A 19,426-nucleotide genomic window follows, 5' to 3' on the forward strand; every position below is an offset into this window, starting at 1 on the left:
ATGTCAATGACAGGGCGGCACAATCTTGTATGGAAGCTACCAAAGCCGCTTTGATCGGGCCCCGGCACCCCCCCCCTTCCTCCCCCTGAAGGGGGAGGAGTACGATCGGGGTTGGGGCACGATTTCAGCAAACCACCGGGCAGTCCCTCCCCCTTGTATGTTTGCTTGGAGGCCGTGATTGGCGATGATCGGCCTGGGAGCTTTGGGTTTACCGGGCTCCCGGGCTGGATAGCGTGTGTCCCCCAAGAGCCAGCAAGCTCGCCCCTGAGCAGACGCGTCCGGCCCATCTTGACTGTCTCGAACGGTTGGTTGGGCGACATGCCCGCATACAAGGCAGAGCGATCATGATTTTTTCCCCAGACTATGTTGGTGTCGACGTCTCCAAGAAGCACCTGGATCTGGCCATCACCGGCTCGAGCAGGTTGCGCGTGTCCAATAATCCGGCTGGCATGGCTCGGTTGGTGCAAAAGATCTCCAGCCTGACCCGGCCCCATCTGGTCTGTGAGGCCACCGGCAGCTATACGCGGCTGATGGCCCGCTCGCTCAGCCAGCATGGCATCGCGCTGAGCACGATTAACCCGCGCCGGGTGCGCGATCTGGCTCGGGCCGACGGGCTGCTGGCCAAGACCGATGCGATTGACGCCGCGGCGATCCTGCGCTTCGCTCACCTGATGCACCCAGATCCCGACCCCCTCTACGATCCAAATGCCGTGGAAATGGCCGATCTGGTGCGCCGGCGCCGCCAGATGGTGGATATGCTGGCCATGGAAAAGCAGCGTCGCGAGCACCCTGAAGCTGCGCTGGCGCAAGCCAGCATCGATGCTCATATAGGCTTCTTGAGCAGCCAGATCGGCGAGATGGATCGGGCCATTACCCGCCAGATCGATAGCGATGCGACGCTACGGCGCCGGGCCGAACTACTCACCACCATCCCCGGCATCGGCCAGACTACGGCCGCCGTGCTGCTGGCCGAAATGCCCGAGCTGGGCGGCATCGGCAACAAGCAGGCGGCCGCCTTGGCCGGAGTCGCCCCCTTCAACCGCGATAGTGGTGAGATGCGCGGCCAGGCCCATATCGCCGGCGGACGCCTCTCGGTGCGCTGCGCTCTCTATATGGCCACCCTGTCGGCCATCCGTGCTAACCCGCCCATCCGCGACTTCTACAAAAGGCTGCGCGCCCAGGGCAAACCGGGAAAGCTCGCCATCGTCGCCGCCATGCGCAAACTCATCACGACAGCCAATGCCGTCCTTGCCAACAACACCCCCTGGCACACCAACACAGCTTGACCGCAAACACGGTTGCTCAGGGGGAGGTCAGGTGGGGGTTAGACTTCGTCAGAACGTCTCGCTGAGGTTGCGCACCTTGAGCGACTGCACCAGTTCGGAGGCCGTGGGCGTGGCGCCGTGGCGGGGGGTGAAGGTGAGGTCGGTGGTGCGGCCCGGCAGGAGCGTGACGGCATTGTCGGAGAAATAGCCGGGCGCGTCGACACTGGCGGTGACGAAGAGCGCGGGCTGGTCGCTGGTGAGGCTGAGCACCAGCTGGCCGTCGAGCTCTGACCAGCCGGCGCGGATCTTGGGCTGGACCAGTTCATAGGTCTTATAGGGCTTGGGAAAATAGTCGTTTTCGCCCAGCAGCGTGCCGTTCGCGTCCTTCCAGGAGAAGAACAGGAACTCGTCAGCGGCCAGATCAGCGGCGGCAATGGCCGTGACCTCTATGGCCGCATCGGCCGAGATGGCGCAATTGCCCGAGAACAGCTGACGCTCGCCGCCGGACACCTTGACGGCCCGGACTTCGAGGCTGATGGCGAGTGGCGCGCCGGTATCGTTGATACCCTTGAGCACAATACGGCTGGGCGGCGCGTTCTCGACCGGCTTGCCACGCGAATTGGTCGGCACGGCGTCATGCACCGGCACGGCCACGACATTGACGGGCAGGAAGAAGCGCTTGGCCATATATTGCAGCAGCTTCCACTGCCCGCCGTAATCCAGGCTTGACCAGCTGGCGACCGGCCAGATGTCATTGATCTGCCAGAACAGGGTGCCCATGCAGCGCGGCTTGGTGGAGCGCCAGTATTCGATGGCGGTCTTGATGGCGAGGCCCTGCTGAATCTGGCTGAGGAACACCATCTGGTCGAAATCGCGCGGGAAGCGGAAATAGCGCGTCATGGTTTCAAGGATGCGCGCATTGCCGCCGTCATTGCGCTGGTGGTTTTCCATCACCGGAGAAGACGGGTTGCGGTCCCCAGGCGCCGAGAAGGTCTCGATGACATTCATCGAGGTGAAGGACTGAAAACCGAACTCCGAGGCAAAGCGCGGGTTGACGGTGCGATAGGCCTCAAAGCTCTTGGCCGAGTGCCAGACGTCCCAATAATGGGTGTCGCCGCGGGTATCAGCGTGCCAGCCATCGGAAAAGTCGAGATAGCCCATGGAGGGCGAGGACGGCCAGAAGCGGCGGGCCGGATCCTCGTCCTCGACGATATTGCCGAGCATGGAGTTGAGCCGGTCGTAATTGGCGACATAGCGCTCGGGGGCCGCCTTGGTCTCGGGATACCAGCCGAGCGAGCCGATGACCTCGTTGTCGCCGCACCACAAGGCAATGCAGGCATGGTGGCTGAGCCGGCGCACCTGCTGGGTGATTTCGTTGCGGACATTGTCGAGGAAGGGGCGGTCGGACGGATAGCTCATGCAGGCAAACATGAAATCGTGCCAGATCAGGATGCCCAGTTCGTCGCACATTTCGTAGAAGTAGTCAGGCTCGTACTGGCCGCCGCCCCAGATGCGCAGCATGTTCATATTGGCGGCCTTGGCGCTTTCCAGCAGGTCGCGGATGACGGCTGGCGTAATGCGCGACGGGATGGCGTCGGCCGGAATCCAGTTGGCGCCGAGCATGGAAATGTCGCGGCCATTGATGCGGCACTTGAAGGAGTGGTCGATCTCGTCCTTTTCGACGATCCATTCGAGCTTGCGCAAGCCGATCTGGCGGGTGGTCTTTTCCCCTTCCAGATTGGTCACCAGTTCGTAGAGCGGCTGTTCGCCCTGCCCGGCCGGCCACCACAGTTTTGGGTTCTGGATAGTGACGTTATGGGTGAAGATGTTCTCGCCGGGATTGACCACCAGCTTGTCGGTGATCGTCTGGCCGGCAATGGTGTGTTCAAGTTCCACCTCACCATGAGCAAAGGCAAAAAGCCGAGTCTTCAGAGTCAATTCGACCGAATGGCTGCAATGGACCTGGTCGACCTGGACGCTGTCCTGGCGGGCGAGGCGCGCCTTGCGCAGCGTCATGGTGCCATAGACGCCGATGGGCATGATGCAGATGCCCCAGTCCCAGCCGGCGTGGCACGCCGCCTTGCGGATGAAGTTCATCGGAATGCCGGCCAGGCCATTGGTCTGGTAGTTCTTGGTGAAGGGAATGGGGAACGGGTGGGCGTCCGAGCGGGCGCGGGCGACGTCAAGGGCAATGGCGAAATCGATGCGCAGGGTATTGTCCCCTGCCCGCACCTTGCCGGTGACGTCGATGTCGTGGCGGACGAAGCTGTTATCGGTCTGGGCAATCACCGCGCCATTGAGGGAAATGGTGGCGATGCAGTCGACCTCAGCCAGGGTCAGCGTCAGATAGCCGTCAAGGTCGGCGGCGCTGGCGGTAAAGCTGCGCTCGACCGACCAGGCGGTCTCATTGACCCAGAGCACCTGCTTTTCGTTTTCGCCATAATAGGGGTCGGGAATCTTGTCGGCCGCCAGCAGCGCGCCATGCACGTCGCCCGGCAGGTCCAGCGGCACTGCAATGTCGCTGCTGGGCGAGGTCAGGGCAAAGCGACCGGCCAGGTCGATGGCCGAAAAGGTGGCGGGAACAGGCATGAACGACTCCTCCGAAGGCAGCGCTTTCTGGCTGCCGAGCTGTTTGGACGCTAGCGGCGGGCGGCAAGATAGGCCCGTGCAATCGATTGCACGCGGTTCTATCCCGTCTTGCGGCGGCTTCCAATGGCCTCGAACGACGAAATTTTGGCCATTGCAACGTCCTAAATGGTACCAAAACCCCGCAAAGCCGGCACTTTGGTCGATCCGCTTACACTTCTATTAGCTTTTGCCCGGATAGTTTGGCGTATTCTGGGGGCGCAGAACATGTCGGCACTCGAGTCAATCAGGCGGTTATTTGCCGTTCCGGACGATCCGGACCTCGTGCTGGCGCAGGCCCGGGCGCTGTCGCGCCAGGTGCCGCTGATGTATGTCACGGTGGTGGTGAATACGCTTATCCTGGGCGCTACCCATATCGGCACGGCGCCGGATGCGCTCACCCTCTACGTGCCGGCAATCCTGACGGTATCGAGCGTGCTGCGCATCCTGCACTGGTGGCAGGCGCGGGGCGCACTGCAGGATCTGGCTCGGGCGCGCCAAAGCCTGCGGCAGATGATGCGGGTCATGCCCGTGCTATCGCTAGGTTTCACGCTCTGGACGATCGGCCTGCTGCCCTATGGCGACCCCTACCAGCAGTCCCAGGTGGTGTTCTTTTGCGGCATCACCACGATCGCCTGCATGTTCTGCCTGATGCATGTGCGGGCCGCCGCGCTGACCATGGGTGGCCTCACCCTGTTTCCCTTCATCATCGTCATGCTGACCATGGGCAATGTGGTGCTGACCGCCATTGCCCTCAACCTGGTGGCCGTGGTGGCGGCCATGCTGATCATCCTGCTGGGCAATTACCGGGACTTTTCCGCCCTGGTCTCGTCGCGCTCGGCCATGGCGCACAAGCAGGCCGAGACGCAGCGCCTGTCGGACGAGAACGACCGGCTGGCCAATGTCGATCCGCTGACCGGGCTGCCCAACCGGCGCTGGTTCTACCGGCGGCTGAACGCCATGCTCGACGAGGCCAGCCGCAACGACGTCCGGCTTGCCGTGGCGCGCGTCGACCTCGACGGTTTCAAGTCGATCAACGAGATCTTCGGGCAGATCACCGGCGACCACGTGCTGGCCGAGGTCGGGCGCCGGATCGTGACGCTGTGCCCCCCAGGCGCCCTGGTGGCCCGGCTGGAGGCGGACAATTTTGCCCTGATCCTGAGCGGCCCCCTCCCCACGGAGGCGCTGGAGAGCCTGGGCAGGGTGATGTGCCACGCCCTCAGCCAGTCATTCGAGCTGCCCGGCGCCACCATCCATCTGTCGGCCTCGATGGGTCTGGCGGCGGCGCGACCCGGCGATACGGCCGAGACCGCCTATGACCGCGCCGACTATGCCACCTCGGTCGCCAAGCGGGAGCACCGCGGCAGCGCCGTGGTGTTTGCCGAGCGGCATGAACGCGAGATCAGCCAGGTGCGCCGCATCGAGCACGAATTGCGCACGGCCGATCTCGACAGCGAGATTGCCATCCTGTTCCAGCCGCAGTTCGACATTGCCCTGGGCTGCACCACCGGTTTTGAGGTGCTGGCGCGCTGGCGCAGCCCGGTGCTGGGCGACGTGTCGCCGGTCGAATTCATTCCGCTGGCGGAACGCACGGGCCTGATCTGCAAGGTGACGCAGACCGTGCTGCGCCAGGCGCTGGCGGCGTCCGCCCGGCTGCCGCGTCATATGCGCCTGTCGGTGAACCTGTCTGCCCACGATATCGGCTCCACTGCCGCGATCCAGGCCATCGTCGCCATGGTGGAGGCGGCCGGCACGCCCTGCCGCATCGATTTCGAAATCACCGAAACCGCAGTCATGCGCGACATGGGCCAGGCCAATGCCTCGCTGCTGGCGCTGCTGGCTTTGGGCTCGCGCATTGCGCTCGACGATTTCGGCACCGGGCATTCGAGCCTGACCCACGTGCAGCAGCTGCCGCTCGACCGGATCAAGGTCGACCGCAGCTTTGTCGCCGAAATCTGCAATGACACGACCAGCCAGGCGATCATCAAGACCACGGCGGACCTGTGCCGGAATCTGGGGATTTCCTGCGTGTTTGAAGGGGTGGAAACCCGCGCGCAGCTCGACGCGCTGGCAGCGCTGGGCGGTACGGTGATGCAGGGCTACCTGTTCGGCCGGCCGATAGACGAGGCCAGCATGCAGGCGCAGCTGGCCCTGGAGCAGGCGCACTGGCACGCCCAGCCCCATCCGGCCTATGGCGCCGCGCGCTGAGCGCGCGACGCCGCTTGGCTATTTGGCGTCAAGATCGAGAAAACCACCGGACTGGCGTTGCCAGAGCTGGGCATAGTGTCCGCCGCTCGAGAGCAGCTGGGCATGGGTGCCCTGCTCGACGATCCTGCCCTGCTCCAGCACCACCAGGCGATCCATGGCGGCGATGGTGGAGAGGCGATGGGCAATGGCGATTACCGTCTTGCCCTGCATCAGCGTGGTCAGCTGCTCCTGGATGGCGGCCTCGACCTCGGAATCGAGCGCCGAGGTCGCCTCGTCGAGCACCAGGATCGGGGCGTTCTTGAGCAGCACCCGGGCAATGGCAACACGCTGGCGCTGGCCACCCGAGAGCTTGACGCCGCGCTCGCCGACATGGGCATCGTAGCCGGTGAAGCCCTTGGGATCGACCAGGTCCATGATGACATCGTGGATCCGGGCCTGCTCGGCTGCCCGCATCATCTCCTCGTCGGTCGCCGACTGGCGGCCATATTTGAGGTTTTCGCGGATCGAGCGGTGCAGCAGCGAAGTGTCCTGGCTGACCAGGCCAATGGCGGCCCGGACGCTTTCCTGGGTGACCGCCCGCACGTCCTGGCCATCGATGCGGATCGCCCCGTCCTGCACGTCGAACATGCGCAGCGCCAGGTTGACCAGCGTCGACTTGCCCGAGCCGGAACGTCCGACCAGGCCGATCTTTTCGCCCGGCGCCACCGTCAGGTGGAAGGCGTCGATGACGCTGCCCTGCTGGCCGCGCCAGTAGTTGAAGCTGACATTGTCATAGACCAGCTCGCCCTTGGTGACGACCAAGGGCCTGGCCTGCGGCGCATCCAGCATGGTCAGCGGCTGGGCGATGGTGATCATGGAGTCGCGGATATTGCCGATCTGGCGGAAGATGTTGGAGCCGATTTCAAGGATCCAGCCGCTCATGTTCATGATCTGCAGGGCGAAGGGGATGGCGGTGGCCACGGCGGCCGCCGACAGGCTCCCCTCGTTCCAGCCGATCAGAGCCAGCCAGGTCACCGAGACCACGAGGCCCGCATTGAGCAGGAACAGGGTGGACCACATATAGGTGAAGACCCGCATCAGCTTGCGGAAGCTGACGGCGTGTTCATCAATGGAGTCAGCGACGTAGCGGTCTTCGTGCTCGCCTGTCGAGAAGGTCTTGAGCGTCTGGATATTGGTATAGCTGTCGACGATCCGGCCGGTCATCACCGATTTGCTCTCCGAGAGTTCCTCGGAATAGCGGGCGATCAGCGGCATGGTGATGGTGAAGAGCACGGCATAGAGCAGCAGCCAGACCCCGATGGGCACCAGCAGGACCGGATCGAGCTGGGCCAGCACGACAATGGCCACGATCACGAAGACCAGGGCATACCAGGCGGCGTCGATGGTCAGGTTGACGCCGATCTCGATGGCCTCGCCGGCCTGGATGATCTTGTTGGCGATGCGGCCGGCAAAGTCGTTCTGGAAGAAGGTCCAGCTTTGCCGGATGACGTGCCAGTGGCTTTGCCAGCGCACCAGATCGACCAGGTTGGGGACGATGCCGTGGTTGCGGATCAATGTATCGAGCAGGAAGGTCAGCGGCCGCACCAGCACGACGACGACGATCATCCAGAGGAAGGTCTGGCCGTGACTGGTGAAGATGTCGCCGGGATTGGTGGTGGCCAGCATGCCGACCACGAGGCCGACAAAGACGGGCATCAGGGCATCGGCGACCGACCCGATGGCCACCAGCACGATGCGGATGACGAAGGCAGCGCGGAACTGGCCGATGAAATAGCTGACGAAAGGCGTGAGGCCCATGGGCGGCTGCCGGTTTTCGGCGAGCGCGGTGGGGGCATAGAGGTGGTCGAAATAGCTGATGACGCGGTTGAACATTGTGAGCTCATTTGGTGAGCCGCGCCTGACGGAGGTTCTTGCTCAGGTCAGGTTCGGTGACGGTCCAAGGGTTTGCGGAGGGCAAAGCGGGGCGCGCTATGGCTGGGGTTGCGCGCGGGATTGGCCGTTTCGATATTGTCACCCATCTGGGTTCTCCTTGGTTGGTCAGGTTTGCGACTCTCCCCCTCTCCCGGTGGGAAAGGGGGAAATCAGTTGGCGCCCTATTACTGCGCCGCTTCTTCGGGCGCGTCGAGATCGAGGAAACCACCGGACTGGCGGTTCCACAGGCTGGCATAGATGCCGCCGGTCTGCAGCAGCTCCGCATGGGTGCCGGTCTCGACGACGCGGCCCTTGTCGAGCACCACAAGGCGATCCATCATGGCGATGGTCGAGAGGCGATGGGCGATGGCGATCACCGTCTTGCCCTTCATCAGCAGCTGCAGCTGGCCCTGGATGGCGGCCTCGACCTCGGAATCGAGCGCCGAGGTGGCTTCGTCCAGCACCAGGATGGGCGCGTTCTTGAGCAGCACCCTGGCAATGGCGATGCGCTGGCGCTGGCCGCCCGAAAGCTTGACGCCGCGTTCGCCGACATGGGCGTCAAAACCCTTGCGGCCCTTGGCATCGCTGAGCCCGACGATGAAGTCGGACGCCTCGGCCAGGTCGGCCGCCTCGCGCATCATTGTCTCGGTCGCGTCGGGGCGGCCATAAAGGATGTTGTCGCGCACCGAACGGTGCAGCAGCGAGGTATCCTGGGTGACCACGCCGATATTGGCGCGCAGGCTATCCTGGGTCACCTTGGCGATGTCGTGCCCGTCGATCAGGATATGGCCGTCGGCGCGGTCGTAGAAGCGCAGCAGCAGGTTGACGATGGTGGACTTGCCGGCACCCGAACGGCCAACCAGGCCGATCTTCTCGCCGGCAGCGATGTGCAGGTCGAGATCCTCGATCACCCCACCGGTCTTGCCATAGTGGAACGACACATTGTCGAACTTGATGTCACCCTTGACCGGCGGCAGCGGCTTGGCGTCGGGCTCGTCGGAAACGATGCGCGACACCGAGAGCGAAGAAATGCCGTCGCGCACCGTGCCGATATTCTCGAACAGCGAGGACATTTCCCACATCACCCACTGGCTCATGCCCTGAAAGCGCATGACGAGGCCGAGCGACACGGCCAGAGCCCCGGGGGACATCAGCCCGTTGAGCCAGAGCCAGACGCCGGTGGCGGCTACGGCAAAGAGCAGCAGCGAATTGGACCACAGCACCGCCAGGTTGAGCACGGTAAAGAGGCGCATCTGCCGATAGGCGGTGTCGAGGAACTGGTCCATCGCCTCCTTGGCATAGGTCTCTTCGCGGTTGGAATGGCTGAACAGCTTGACCGTGGCGATATTGGTGTAGCTGTCGACGATGCGGCCGGTCATCAGCGAGCGGGCATCAGCCTGCTCCTGGGAGATCTTGCCCATGCGCGGGATGAAATAGACCATCATCGAGACATAGGCAGCCAGCCAGACCAGGAAAGGCACGGCCAGGCGCCAGTCAGCGGCAGCGGCCAGGATCACGGCGCCGGTGAAGTAGACGACGACATAGACCAGCATGTCGAGCAGCTTCATCACCACTTCGCGCACGGCCAGCGAGGTCTGCATCAGCTTGGCGCCGATGCGGCCGGCAAACTCGTCCTGGAAATAGCTCATCGACTGACGGATGAGGTAGCGATGGCTCATCCAGCGGATACGCTGGGGGAAATTGCCCAGCAGCGTCTGGTGCATGGTCAGCGTCGAGATCAGCGCGAAGGCCGGCAGCACGAAAACCACCATACCGCCCATCAGGGCCAGCTTCCAGCCATCGGTCTGGATGAAGGTTTCGCGGTCGGCCTCGGCCAGCCAGTTCACCACATCGCCGATAAAGCCGAAGATGATGATTTCGCCAATGGCCACGGCCGCAGCGGCGCAGGCCATCAGCGCCAGCCACTTCTTGGCGCCCTCGCTGTAATGCAGGCAGAAGGCGAGCAGGCCCTTGGGGGGCTCTACCGGATCGCCGGGCGGATAGGGATCAAGACGTCGTTCAAACCAACGCAACATTGCCATTCACCATTGTCAGGTCCGGTCACTGATGCCGGCCCGGGCGCGCGACCACCGCTGACGAGGCAGCGGGAGGGGCGGATTGGACAGCCAGGCAGCGGTGCCGTTCGGAAAATTCAGAATCGTGCTCGATACGCCCGCAATTGGCGCAGAGGAGCCACGTGATGAAGCCAAACCATGCCCCCTCCCCAATGCCGTCCCAATTGGCATACAAGAGTGGACCTGATCGGCCGCCGGCGGCAGACTACACGAAAGTGCCGAGTCTGCTGTTGCGGCGCGGCCACACTTCAAATTCAGACCGACTCAAGACGGATCCGTTCATGCGCACCGAGACCGAGCACACCATCTTCCTCAAGGATTATACGCCGAGCCCCTATCGGATCGTGTCGGTTGATCTGGACTTCAAGATTGGCGAAAGCGAGACGCGGGTCCGTGCCCTGCTGACGATCGAACCGCAGGCCGATACGGCGCCCGGTACACCGCTGGTGCTGGACGGCGACGGGCTGGTGCTGGATTCGATCGCCATCGATGGCGCGCCACTGGTGCTGTCGGCCTATGCCGCCGACGAGACCGGCCTCACCCTGATCGAGCCGCCGCTGCGCCGCTTCGTGCTGGAAACTGAAGTCACCCTGCAGCCGGCGAGCAATACGCGGCTGATGGGGCTCTATCGCTCGGGCGGCACCTGGTGCACGCAATGCGAGGCCGAAGGCTTCCGCCGCATCACCTATTATCTCGACCGGCCGGACAACCTGGCGGTGTTCAAGGTGCGCATCACCGCGCCACTGGCCGTCGCGCCCGTACTGCTGTCGAACGGCAACCTGATCGAGCAGGGCAGTGCCGGCGACGGCCTGCATTTTGCCGTGTGGGAGGACCCCTTCCCCAAGCCGAGCTACCTGTTCGCTTTGGTGGCCGGCGATCTGGGTTCCATCACAGACAGCTTCACCACCGCTTCGGGCCGCAAGGTGGACCTCGCCATCTATTGCAGCCATGGCAAGGAAGAGCAGTGCCTCTGGGCCATGGACAGCCTCAAGCGCTCGATGGCCTGGGACGAGCGGCGCTTCGGCCGCGAATATGACCTCGACATCTTCAACATCGTCGCCGTCAGCGATTTCAACTTCGGCGCGATGGAGAACAAGGGCCTTAATATCTTCAACGACAAGCTGGTCTTCGCCCAGCCCGACAGCGCCACCGATGCCGATTATGACGGCATCGAGCGAGTGATCGCGCATGAATATTTCCACAATTGGACTGGCAACAGAATCACTTGCCGCGACTGGTTCCAGCTGTGCCTCAAGGAAGGGCTGACGGTCTATCGCGACCAGGAATTCACCAGCGACGAGCGCAGCCGCCCGGTCAAGCGCATCTCGGACGTGGTGACGCTGCGGTCGGCGCAGTTCCCCGAGGATGGCGGTCCGCTGGCCCATCCGGCCCGGCCGAGCCAGTATAGCGAGATCAACAATTTCTATACGCCCACGGTCTACGAAAAGGGCGCCGAGATTGTGCGCATGCTGGCGACGCTGCTGGGCGAAGCCGGGTTCCGCAAGGGCATGGACCTCTATTTCGAGCGCCATGACGGCGAGGCCACGACCATCGAAGCCTTCCTTGCCGTGTTCGCGGAAGCCAATGGCGTGGACCTCGAACAGTTCCAGACCTGGTATCTGCAGGCCGGCACGCCGCGGCTGAGCGTCAGCGACAGCTATGATGCGGCAGCGCAGACCTATACGCTCAAGCTGCGCCAGGAGACGCTGCCGACGCCGGGCCAGCCGACCAAGGCGGCGCTGGTGCTGCCGATCAAGTTCGGCCTGCTCGGTCCCAATGGCAGCGAGATGGCTTGGACCGGGGTCAGCGGCGGCACGGTGCGCGACGGGATGATCGTGCTTGATGGCGCGCAAGCCGAGATCGTCTTTACCGGCATTCCCAGCAAGCCCGTACCCTCGCTGCTGCGCGGTTTCTCGGCCCCCGTCACCATGGACACCACGCTCAGCCAGGCTGACCAGCTGTTCCTGGCCCAGCACGACAGCGACCCGTTCAACCGCTGGCAGGCGCTGCAGGATGTGGGCACGGCGCTGGCCGTTGCCGCCATCACTGGCACGCCATGGAGCGATGATGCAGTCAATGCGCTGAGCCAGGCCATGGGCGAGACGCTGGCCAGTGAGAGCCTCGACGATGCGTTCAAGGCGCTGGCGCTTAGCCTGCCGGCCGAAGCGCAGATCAGCCGGGCCATAGGCAAGGATATCGATCCAGACCGCGTGCACGCCGTGCGCAGCGAGCTGCTCAAGGCGGTGTTCGCGCCGCTGGCGCTGCCCATGCTCAATGCCTATCTCAAGCTCTCCAGCGACGCGCCCTATGCCCCCGATGCCGCCAGCACCGGTCGCCGCGCGCTGCGCAATCGCCTGCTCGGCCTGCTGGTGGGCAGTGAAGCTGCCGGCGCGACCGGGCTCGCCGCCCAGCAATATGCCGGCGCCCGCAACATGACCGACCGCCTGGCGGCGCTCAGCGCCAGCGCCATGGCCTGGACCGGCGATGCCGAGGCCATGCTGGCCGATTTCCACGCCAACTATGCCGCGGCCAATCCGCTGGTGCTCGACAAGTGGCTGGCGGTGACAGCCAGCGTGCCGCGCGACGGGGTGATCGAGCGCATCCGCGCCGTGCTCGACGACCCGGCCTTCCCCAAGACCAATCCGAACCGGCTGCGCTCGCTGGTGGGCAGCTTCGTCATGGGCAATCCGACGCAGTTTGCGCGGGCCGATGGCGCGGGTTTCCGCTTCGTGACCGGGATTGTGGCCGAACTCGACCGGATCAATCCGCAGGTGGCGGCACGGCTGCTGACCGGCTTCCGCATCTGGCCGATGCTCGAACAGGGGCGTCGCGATGCGGCAAAGGCCGCGCTGACCGGGCTGGAGGCGAGCGGTTCACTCAGCCGCAATACGGCCGATATCCTTTCGCGCATGTTGGCAAGCTAAATCGCGGAGAATGTTGGAAGAATTTTTCTTCGGCGGCTAAGTGATTCTGCCGACTCGTAATTTGCCGGATCAGTACGCTTGCGTACTTTTCGGGGGTCTGGACACCGGAGTCCGGCTGATTCATTGTTCGTTAAGGGCAAATCGGATCGGGCATGCCCCCCGGGCAAAACGGAGAATTTCATGCGGTCGGCGGAGACATCCGGCGTCGGCGCCCCTCACCCGGGCGCGGACACGGGACGGACAAACACACGCCAGGCCAATGACAGAAGCAAGGCTTCGGGACGACAGGACCGCAGCCTTGTTCTGGCACCGGTCACCGCCGCCGTGGCCCTGACGGCTTTGGTCGCCGCCACCCTGTTTGTCGCCTATGACACGGTCCGCACCTTTGACGATGCCCAGCAGGACCTGGCGATGATCGGCACGGCCTTTGCCGCCGATATCGCCGGACTGGCCCCCGAAGCCGTCACCTTGGCGGTCGATGCTATACCCACCCGTTTCAACACCGTCACCCGCGCCAGCCTGATCCAGGCCGCCGCGCCCGACATGCCCACCTGGCCAAGCCAGACCGTGCCGGCCGGGGTGCATGGCACGCTGGCGCTCGAAGCGGCGCCGGATAGCCTGTGGACGACCATTGCCCAGCGCGGCGGCATTGCCTTTGCGCTTGCCGGCCTGCTGATCGCCCTGGCCTGGCGCCGCACGCAGCGCGAGCTGCCCGACAGCCAGCAGCGCCGCAATTACCAGACGCTGGCCGCCGCCATTCCCATGGGCGTGGCATGCTGGACCCGCGATGGCGCGCTGGTGGTGTGCAATGAGCAATATCGCGCCCGGCTCGATCTGCGCGGCCGCAGCGTCACCTATCACGACGCGGTCAAGCGGATGATCGAGGGCGGCTATATGAAGCTGCTCAATGAGGACGAGAACAACCGCCTGCTCGAGCTGCACCGGCAGGACGGCTCCTGCCTGCTGATCGACGAGCGGCCCCTGGCCGATGGTGGCTTCATGACGCTGGTCAGCGACGTGACCGAGCGCAAGAAGACCGACACCATGCTGCATTCGATCCGCGAGGAGCAGCGCCAGCTGGCCCGGCGCTATCATGAGGAAAAGCTCAAGGCCGAGGCGGCCAGCCGCTCCAAGACCAATTTCCTGGCCCATCTCAGCCACGACATCCGCACCCCGCTCAACCACATTATCGGCTTTGCCGACCTGATGCGGCATCAGGCCTATGGCCCGCTGGGCGATGCCCGCTATGCCGATTATGTGCAGTCGATCAAGAGCTCGGGCGAGCACCTGCTGACTTCGTTCGCCACCATTCTCGACCTCGCCGAATTCGAGAGCGGTCACAAGGCCTTGCGGCAGGATCCGGTGGCGGTTGACGAGCTGCTCGACGGCGTCATGGAGCGATTTGCCGGGCCAGCGGCGCGGGCGCGGCTGCGGCTGACCGTCAGCCAGACCTGCAATGCCACCATAGAAGGCGACCAGCTGGGCCTCGTGCGCATGATCTCCAATATCGTCGAAAATTCCCTGCGCTTCACCCCGGCCGGCGGCCAGATAACCCTGGCGGCCTTTGCGGCACGCGACGGCGTGGTGATCGAGATCACCGATACCGGGCGCGGCATGAGTGAAGAGCGTCTCGCCAGCCTGGCGCAGCCCTTTGCCCTGGGCGACGCCACCTTCACCCGCGAGGGCATCGGCCCCGGGCTGGGCATTTCCATCGCCCGCGCCATTGCCGAACTCAGCGGCGGGCGGCTGGCCATCGATTCCAGCCCGGCTCTGGGCACTACCGTGGCCATTTCCCTGCCACTGCATGTGGCCGATATGTCGGTCGCCGCCTGATGATGAACCTGGAATGGCACGAAGCCCACAAGATGCCCGACAATCCCACGCTGGAGCAGCGCATCGAATGGCATCTCGACCACCGGGCCCATTGCGACTGCCGCGATATACCCGACAGCATCAAGCAGGCGCTGGCGGAACGCGGCGTGGCTCTGCCTCAGCCTCCAACACACTAAGCTTAAAGCGTGCGTGCCTTGTCGTACCAGGCGGCCGCGGCCGCAGTGACTTCGGCGCGCATGGCGGCCAGGTCGAGTTCGAGCCGGCCGAAATCGGGATAATGTGTCAGGCCGGCCAGCAATTCCTTGAAGGCGTCCGGCCAGGGCTCGTCCTTGAGCGGGTGGATCAGGGCTGAACTCATCACCTGCAGCACGGTGGCATAGGTGCGGTGGATTTCCGCCAACCTGGCGCCATCGGGCACCAGGCCCAGCGCCCCGAGGCGCAGCAGTACCGGCGCCGTGGCCGCCTGCGGCAAGGCGATGTCGAGCCCAGCCACCAATTGCGCCGACTGGGCGATGAATTCGAGGTCGACCAGCCCACCCTGGGCCATCTTGAGATCGAAGGCGTGCCGGGCCGGCCGTTCCTTGGCCATCAGGGCGCGCATGGTCACCACGTCGTTGATGGCCTTGGCGGCATCGCGCGGGCGCGACATGACCTCGGTAATGGCAGCATCAACGACAAAGCCAAAGCTGTCATGGGCCAGCACGACGCGGGCGCGGGTGAGCGCCAGATGTTCCCAGGTCCAGGCATTGTCGCGGTGATAGGAGGTAAAGCCGCTCAGGCTCGTCGCCAGCGGCCCGGCATTGCCCGATGGGCGCAGCCGCATGTCCGCCTCGTAGAGCACGCCCTCGGCGGTCGGCGCGGTGATGGCGGCGACAAGGCGCTGGGTCAGGCGGGTATAGTACTGATTGGTGCTGAGCGGCTTGGCACCATCGGATTCCCCGTCCGGCGCGTCATAGAGCAGGATGAAATCGAGGTCGGAGGCGACGGTCATTTCCCGGCTGGCCATCTTGCCGAAGGCCAGCAGCGCCACCTTGCCGCCCGCCAGGACACCGTGGCGCCGCTCGAACTCGGTGCGCACGCTGCCGAACAGGCGGTTGAGCAGGGTCTCGGCCAAAGCGGTGAACTGTTCCCCTGCCCCGCGCGCCTCCACCGTGCCCGAGAGCAGGCCGGCGGCGATGAGGAATTTCTGCTCCTGGCCGATGATGCGGGCGCGGTCGATGACTTCCTCATAGGAGCGGGCATCGGCGAGGAAGGCATCGACCTTGGCGACCAGCACGTCGCGATGGGTGACGTCATTGGCAAAGGCCGGGTCGATCAGCCCGTCCATGACATGGGCGCGGTGGATCACCGCCTCGGACATGCGCGGCGCCGAGGCCATCAACTGCACCAGCAGGGTGCGCAGATTGGGGTGGTTGCGCAGCAAAGCGAAGAGCTGCACGCCAGTGGGCAGACGGGACAGGAAATTGTCGAACTTGGCGAGCGCCTCGTCGGCATTGCCGGCATTGCTCAGCGTGGTCAGCAGCGCCGGCAACAGCTCGGTCAGGTGGCCACGCGCCGCGGCGGCGCGGGTCGCCGGATAGCCGCCATAGTGCCATTTGCGCACGGTCTCGATGACCTTGGAAGCGTCGGCAAAGCCCATGGTGGTAAGAGTTTCGAGCGTGCCCGGATCATCGTCGCTGCCGGTAAAGACCAGGTTGCCGGTGCCGCTGCCCAGCGTCTCGCCTTCGGTGAACAGCTCGGCATAGTAGGACGCGACGCGTTCGAGCGCCGAGCGATAGTCGATCTCGAAGGCGCGCAGGTCTGCCTGGCCCATCAGCCGGCCGATGACGGCGACCTCGGCGGGCGTGGCCGGCATCACATGGGTCTGCTCGTCGGCAAGCATCTGCAGCCGGTTTTCCACGGCGCGCAGATACCAGTAGGTCTGCGTCAGCTCGGTGGCGGCGCGCGGGGTAATCCAGTTGGCGTCGGCCAAAGCGGCCAAGGCATGGGCAGTCGGCTTGACGCGCAGCGTCTTGTCGCGGCCGCCGGCGATCAGCTGCTGGGTCTGGGTGAAGAACTCGATCTCGCGGATGCCGCCGCGGCCCAGCTTGACGTTGTGGCCCTCGACGCGGATATCGCCGACATTCTTGGCGATATTGATCTGCCGCTTCATGGCCTGGATGTCGGCAATGGTGGCGAAGTCGAGATGCTTGCGCCAGATATAGGGCGCCAGTTCCTTGAGGAAGGAATGGCCGACCTGGCGATCACCGGCGCAGGGCCGGGCCTTGATCCAGGCGGCGCGTTCCCAGTTCTGGCCGCGGCTTTCGTAATAGGCGAGCGCGGCATCAAAGGAGATGGCGACCGGGGTCGAGCCCGGGTCGGGGCGCAGGCGCAGGTCGGTGCGGAACACATAGCCATGCGTCTGGCGGTCCTCCATCAGCCCGACCAGCTTCTGCACCATGCGCGAATAGGTCTTGGTAGCCTCCTCGGGATCCTTGAGCACGCCTTTTTCGAGATCGTAGAACACCACGATGTCGATGTCGGAGGAGTAGTTGAGCTCCTGGCCGCCATGCTTGCCTAGGGCAAAGATGGCGAGGCCGGAATTGGCCGCGGTAGCGTCTTCGGGTGGCAGCGTCAGCAGGCCCTTTTCCGAAGCCTGGCGCATCAGCAGGTTCAGCGCGGCGTCGAGGGCGGCATCGGCCAGGTCAGAAAGCGCCGCCGTGGCCTGGGCGGTGGTCCAGGCGCCGCCGGTCTCGGCTATGGCGGCGATCAGGGCCGTGCGGCCCTTGGCAATGCGCAGCACCGGGCCGAGCGCGGCTTCATCGGCGGCGGACGCGCCTGCCGCATCGACCGTGGCCAGGATATCGATGAGGGCGCCATCCGGATTGTCCCGCAGCGCGGCAATCAGCCAGTCGACATTGGCCTGGGCCAGGCCAAGCAGATAGGGCGCCGATTCCAGCAGCGGCCCAATGGCGGCGCTGCTCTTGATGAGCGCGGCACTCTGGGCCCCTGGCAACTGCCCCATCCAAGCAGCAAAGACCGGCATGTCGATCGTCGGGAGGGCATTGAGCTTTGTCACCATGCCAAAGCGATAGCGCGGCGGCCCCAGCGGGGCAAGGTCGGGGCAAGTCACATCCGTTCGCCGAGGCGGCGGGGATAGTGCTAGGCGGCGGGCAGATCGATCACGGCGCGGACGCCGGGTGCATTGTCCTCGACGCGGAACTCGCCGCCATGCAGCCTTGCCACGGCATTGACCAGCGACAGGCCGAGGCCGGACCCATTGTCGGAGCGGCTCTTTTCCAGCCGGACAAAACGCTCGATCACCCTTTTGCGGTCGGGCTCGGCAATGCCGGGACCGTTATCGGCCACCTCGATCAGCACGCGGGTGCCGGCCTGGCGCAGGCCGACCATGATGCGCCCCTGCGCCTGTCCCTGCCCCTGGCCCTCGGGCCGGGCATATTTGACGGCGTTTTCGAGCAGGTTGACCATGGCCTGACCGATCAGCTCGCGATTGGCGCGCAGGTGCACGCCCGGGACAATGGCGGTCTCGACCAGGATGTTCTCGTCTTCGGCCACGGGGCCGTAAAGCTCGGCGACATCGGCGACGATGGTGCTGACATCGATATCGCTGAGCGCGCCGGAAGGGGCGCCGGCTTCGACGCGGGCGATCATCAGCAGCGCATTGAAGGTCTGGATCAGCCGGTCGCTCTCGGCAATGGTGGTTTCGAGCGCCTGCTGACGCGACTGGTCGCTGGCACCCTCGCGCAAAGCCGACTCGGCCTGGTTGCGCAACCGGGTCAGCGGCGTCTTGAGATCGTGGGCGACATTGTCGGTGACCTCCTTGAGCCCCTGTAGCAGCTGCTCGATGCGGTCGAGCATGGCATTGAGGTTGGTGGCCAGGCCATCGAACTCATCGTTGCGCTTGGTGACGGGCACGCGTTCGGAGAGGTTGCCCGACATGATCTTGGTGGACGTATCACGGATGGCGTCGATGCGGCGCAGCACGCGCTGGGCGGTGATGCCGCCGGCAATAAGGGAAAAGAAGATGATGCCGAGCACGCCGAGCAGGAAGCTCTGCACGATGATGGCGGAAAAGCCGCGCCGCTCGACCACGTCGCGCCCGACCACCAGGCGCATGCCATTGCTCAGCTCCACCGAGCGCACCACGGCATAGCCGGCATTAGGCGGCGGCGGCATGCGGCCCTCGAGCTGGTCGGGGGATTCGGTGAGGGCATCGGCACGCTCATAGTCAAAGCCATAGGTGCCCGGCGTCAGCAGCACCTCGACGGGCACGTCGGTGACATTGCCCAGCAGGTACTGGCCGGTGGCGTCGCCCAGATAGTAGACGCCCGGGCCGGGCGAGCGCGAAATGCGGTCGACGGCGAAGGCCAGGGCGCGCACGCCCTGATTGGCATCGATGCGCTGCAGCGCCCGCACTTCCCGGTCGATCTCGTCGGCCTGCTGGCGCTGGATCGAGACGCTCGACTGCCAGCCGATAAAGCCGAGCAGTAGGATGGAAAACAGGCAGAAGATCAGGATGAAGGTCGCCGTTAGGCGGACGGTGGAGGTGCGCCAGAGCTGGGCGAAGCGGCTGAACCGGAGCACG

Annotated in this window: 10 protein-coding genes; 5 read left to right on the top strand and 5 right to left on the bottom strand. The window is 64.7% G+C overall.

Annotation, left to right across the window (positions count from 1 at the left end):
- The first annotated feature begins 344 nt into the window (after positions 1 to 344).
- Positions 345 to 1,286: an IS110 family RNA-guided transposase gene (locus GDR53_RS02180; RefSeq protein ID WP_193336481.1), complete on the top strand. Its 942-nt coding sequence runs from the start codon at positions 345 to 347 to the stop codon at positions 1,284 to 1,286.
- A 48-nt stretch (positions 1,287 to 1,334) separates the two neighbouring features.
- On the opposite strand, the gene GDR53_RS02185 is transcribed toward GDR53_RS02180, so the two are convergent.
- Positions 1,335 to 3,854 carry a beta-mannosidase gene (locus GDR53_RS02185; protein ID WP_193336482.1) on the bottom strand — a complete coding sequence of 840 codons (2,520 nt, stop codon included), beginning with the start codon at positions 3,852 to 3,854 and terminating at the stop codon, positions 1,335 to 1,337.
- A gap of 264 nt (positions 3,855 to 4,118) precedes the next feature.
- Here GDR53_RS02185 and GDR53_RS02190 point away from each other — a divergent pair, with 264 nt between their 5' ends.
- On the top strand, positions 4,119 to 6,098 hold the full coding sequence (locus tag GDR53_RS02190; protein WP_193336483.1) for a putative bifunctional diguanylate cyclase/phosphodiesterase: 1,980 nt from the start codon (positions 4,119 to 4,121) through the stop codon (positions 6,096 to 6,098).
- A gap of 18 nt (positions 6,099 to 6,116) precedes the next feature.
- On the opposite strand, the gene GDR53_RS02195 is transcribed toward GDR53_RS02190, so the two are convergent.
- Together GDR53_RS02195 and GDR53_RS02200 are read right to left on the bottom strand one after the other, a co-directional pair.
- Positions 6,117 to 7,970 (bottom strand): ABC transporter ATP-binding protein, encoded by a 1,854-nt coding sequence (locus GDR53_RS02195; RefSeq protein ID WP_193336484.1) that lies wholly within the window; start codon positions 7,968 to 7,970, stop codon positions 6,117 to 6,119.
- Between the two features lie 224 nt (positions 7,971 to 8,194).
- On the bottom strand, positions 8,195 to 10,045 hold the full coding sequence (locus tag GDR53_RS02200) for an ABC transporter ATP-binding protein (RefSeq protein ID WP_193336485.1): 1,851 nt from the start codon (positions 10,043 to 10,045) through the stop codon (positions 8,195 to 8,197).
- A 320-nt stretch (positions 10,046 to 10,365) separates the two neighbouring features.
- Here GDR53_RS02200 and pepN point away from each other — a divergent pair, with 320 nt between their 5' ends.
- The 3 genes from pepN (at position 10,366) to GDR53_RS02215 (ending at position 15,017) form a co-directional block, all read left to right on the top strand.
- A complete protein-coding gene (pepN, locus tag GDR53_RS02205; RefSeq protein ID WP_193336486.1) occupies positions 10,366 to 13,008 on the top strand; it encodes an aminopeptidase N in 2,643 nt (880 codons plus the stop codon).
- Between the two features lie 180 nt (positions 13,009 to 13,188).
- A complete protein-coding gene (locus GDR53_RS02210) occupies positions 13,189 to 14,841 on the top strand; it encodes a sensor histidine kinase (RefSeq protein ID WP_193336487.1) in 1,653 nt (550 codons plus the stop codon).
- Positions 14,841 to 15,017 carry a hypothetical protein gene (locus GDR53_RS02215; RefSeq protein WP_232846706.1) on the top strand — a complete coding sequence of 59 codons (177 nt, stop codon included), beginning with the start codon at positions 14,841 to 14,843 and terminating at the stop codon, positions 15,015 to 15,017. Before GDR53_RS02210 ends, GDR53_RS02215 begins: the two co-directional genes overlap by 1 nt.
- Positions 15,018 to 15,019: 2 nt before the next feature.
- Here the strand turns inward: GDR53_RS02215 and GDR53_RS02220 are convergent, their stop codons facing one another.
- Both GDR53_RS02220 and GDR53_RS02225 read right to left on the bottom strand, forming a co-directional pair.
- Entirely contained in the window at positions 15,020 to 17,953 is a 2,934-nt protein-coding gene (locus GDR53_RS02220) for a bifunctional [glutamine synthetase] adenylyltransferase/[glutamine synthetase]-adenylyl-L-tyrosine phosphorylase (RefSeq protein ID WP_193336488.1), read from the bottom strand.
- A 29-nt stretch (positions 17,954 to 17,982) separates the two neighbouring features.
- Positions 17,983 to 19,425 (bottom strand): HAMP domain-containing sensor histidine kinase, encoded by a 1,443-nt coding sequence (locus GDR53_RS02225; protein WP_193336489.1) that lies wholly within the window; start codon positions 19,423 to 19,425, stop codon positions 17,983 to 17,985.
- Position 19,426 lies beyond the last annotated feature (1 nt).

The sequence above is a fragment of the Devosia beringensis genome (assembly GCF_014926585.1).
GTDB lineage: Bacteria > Pseudomonadota > Alphaproteobacteria > Rhizobiales > Devosiaceae > Devosia > Devosia beringensis.

Coding starts and splice junctions, on each gene's coding strand:
- GDR53_RS02180 (WP_193336481.1), top strand. CDS start 345: ATGATTTTTTCCCCAGACTATGTTGGTGTCGACGTCTCCAAGAAGCAC.
- GDR53_RS02185 (WP_193336482.1), bottom strand. CDS start 3,854: ATGCCTGTTCCCGCCACCTTTTCGGCCATCGACCTGGCCGGTCGCTTT.
- GDR53_RS02190 (WP_193336483.1), top strand. CDS start 4,119: ATGTCGGCACTCGAGTCAATCAGGCGGTTATTTGCCGTTCCGGACGAT.
- GDR53_RS02195 (WP_193336484.1), bottom strand. CDS start 7,970: ATGTTCAACCGCGTCATCAGCTATTTCGACCACCTCTATGCCCCCACC.
- GDR53_RS02200 (WP_193336485.1), bottom strand. CDS start 10,045: ATGTTGCGTTGGTTTGAACGACGTCTTGATCCCTATCCGCCCGGCGAT.
- pepN (WP_193336486.1), top strand. CDS start 10,366: ATGCGCACCGAGACCGAGCACACCATCTTCCTCAAGGATTATACGCCG.
- GDR53_RS02210 (WP_193336487.1), top strand. CDS start 13,189: ATGCGGTCGGCGGAGACATCCGGCGTCGGCGCCCCTCACCCGGGCGCG.
- GDR53_RS02215 (WP_232846706.1), top strand. CDS start 14,841: ATGATGAACCTGGAATGGCACGAAGCCCACAAGATGCCCGACAATCCC.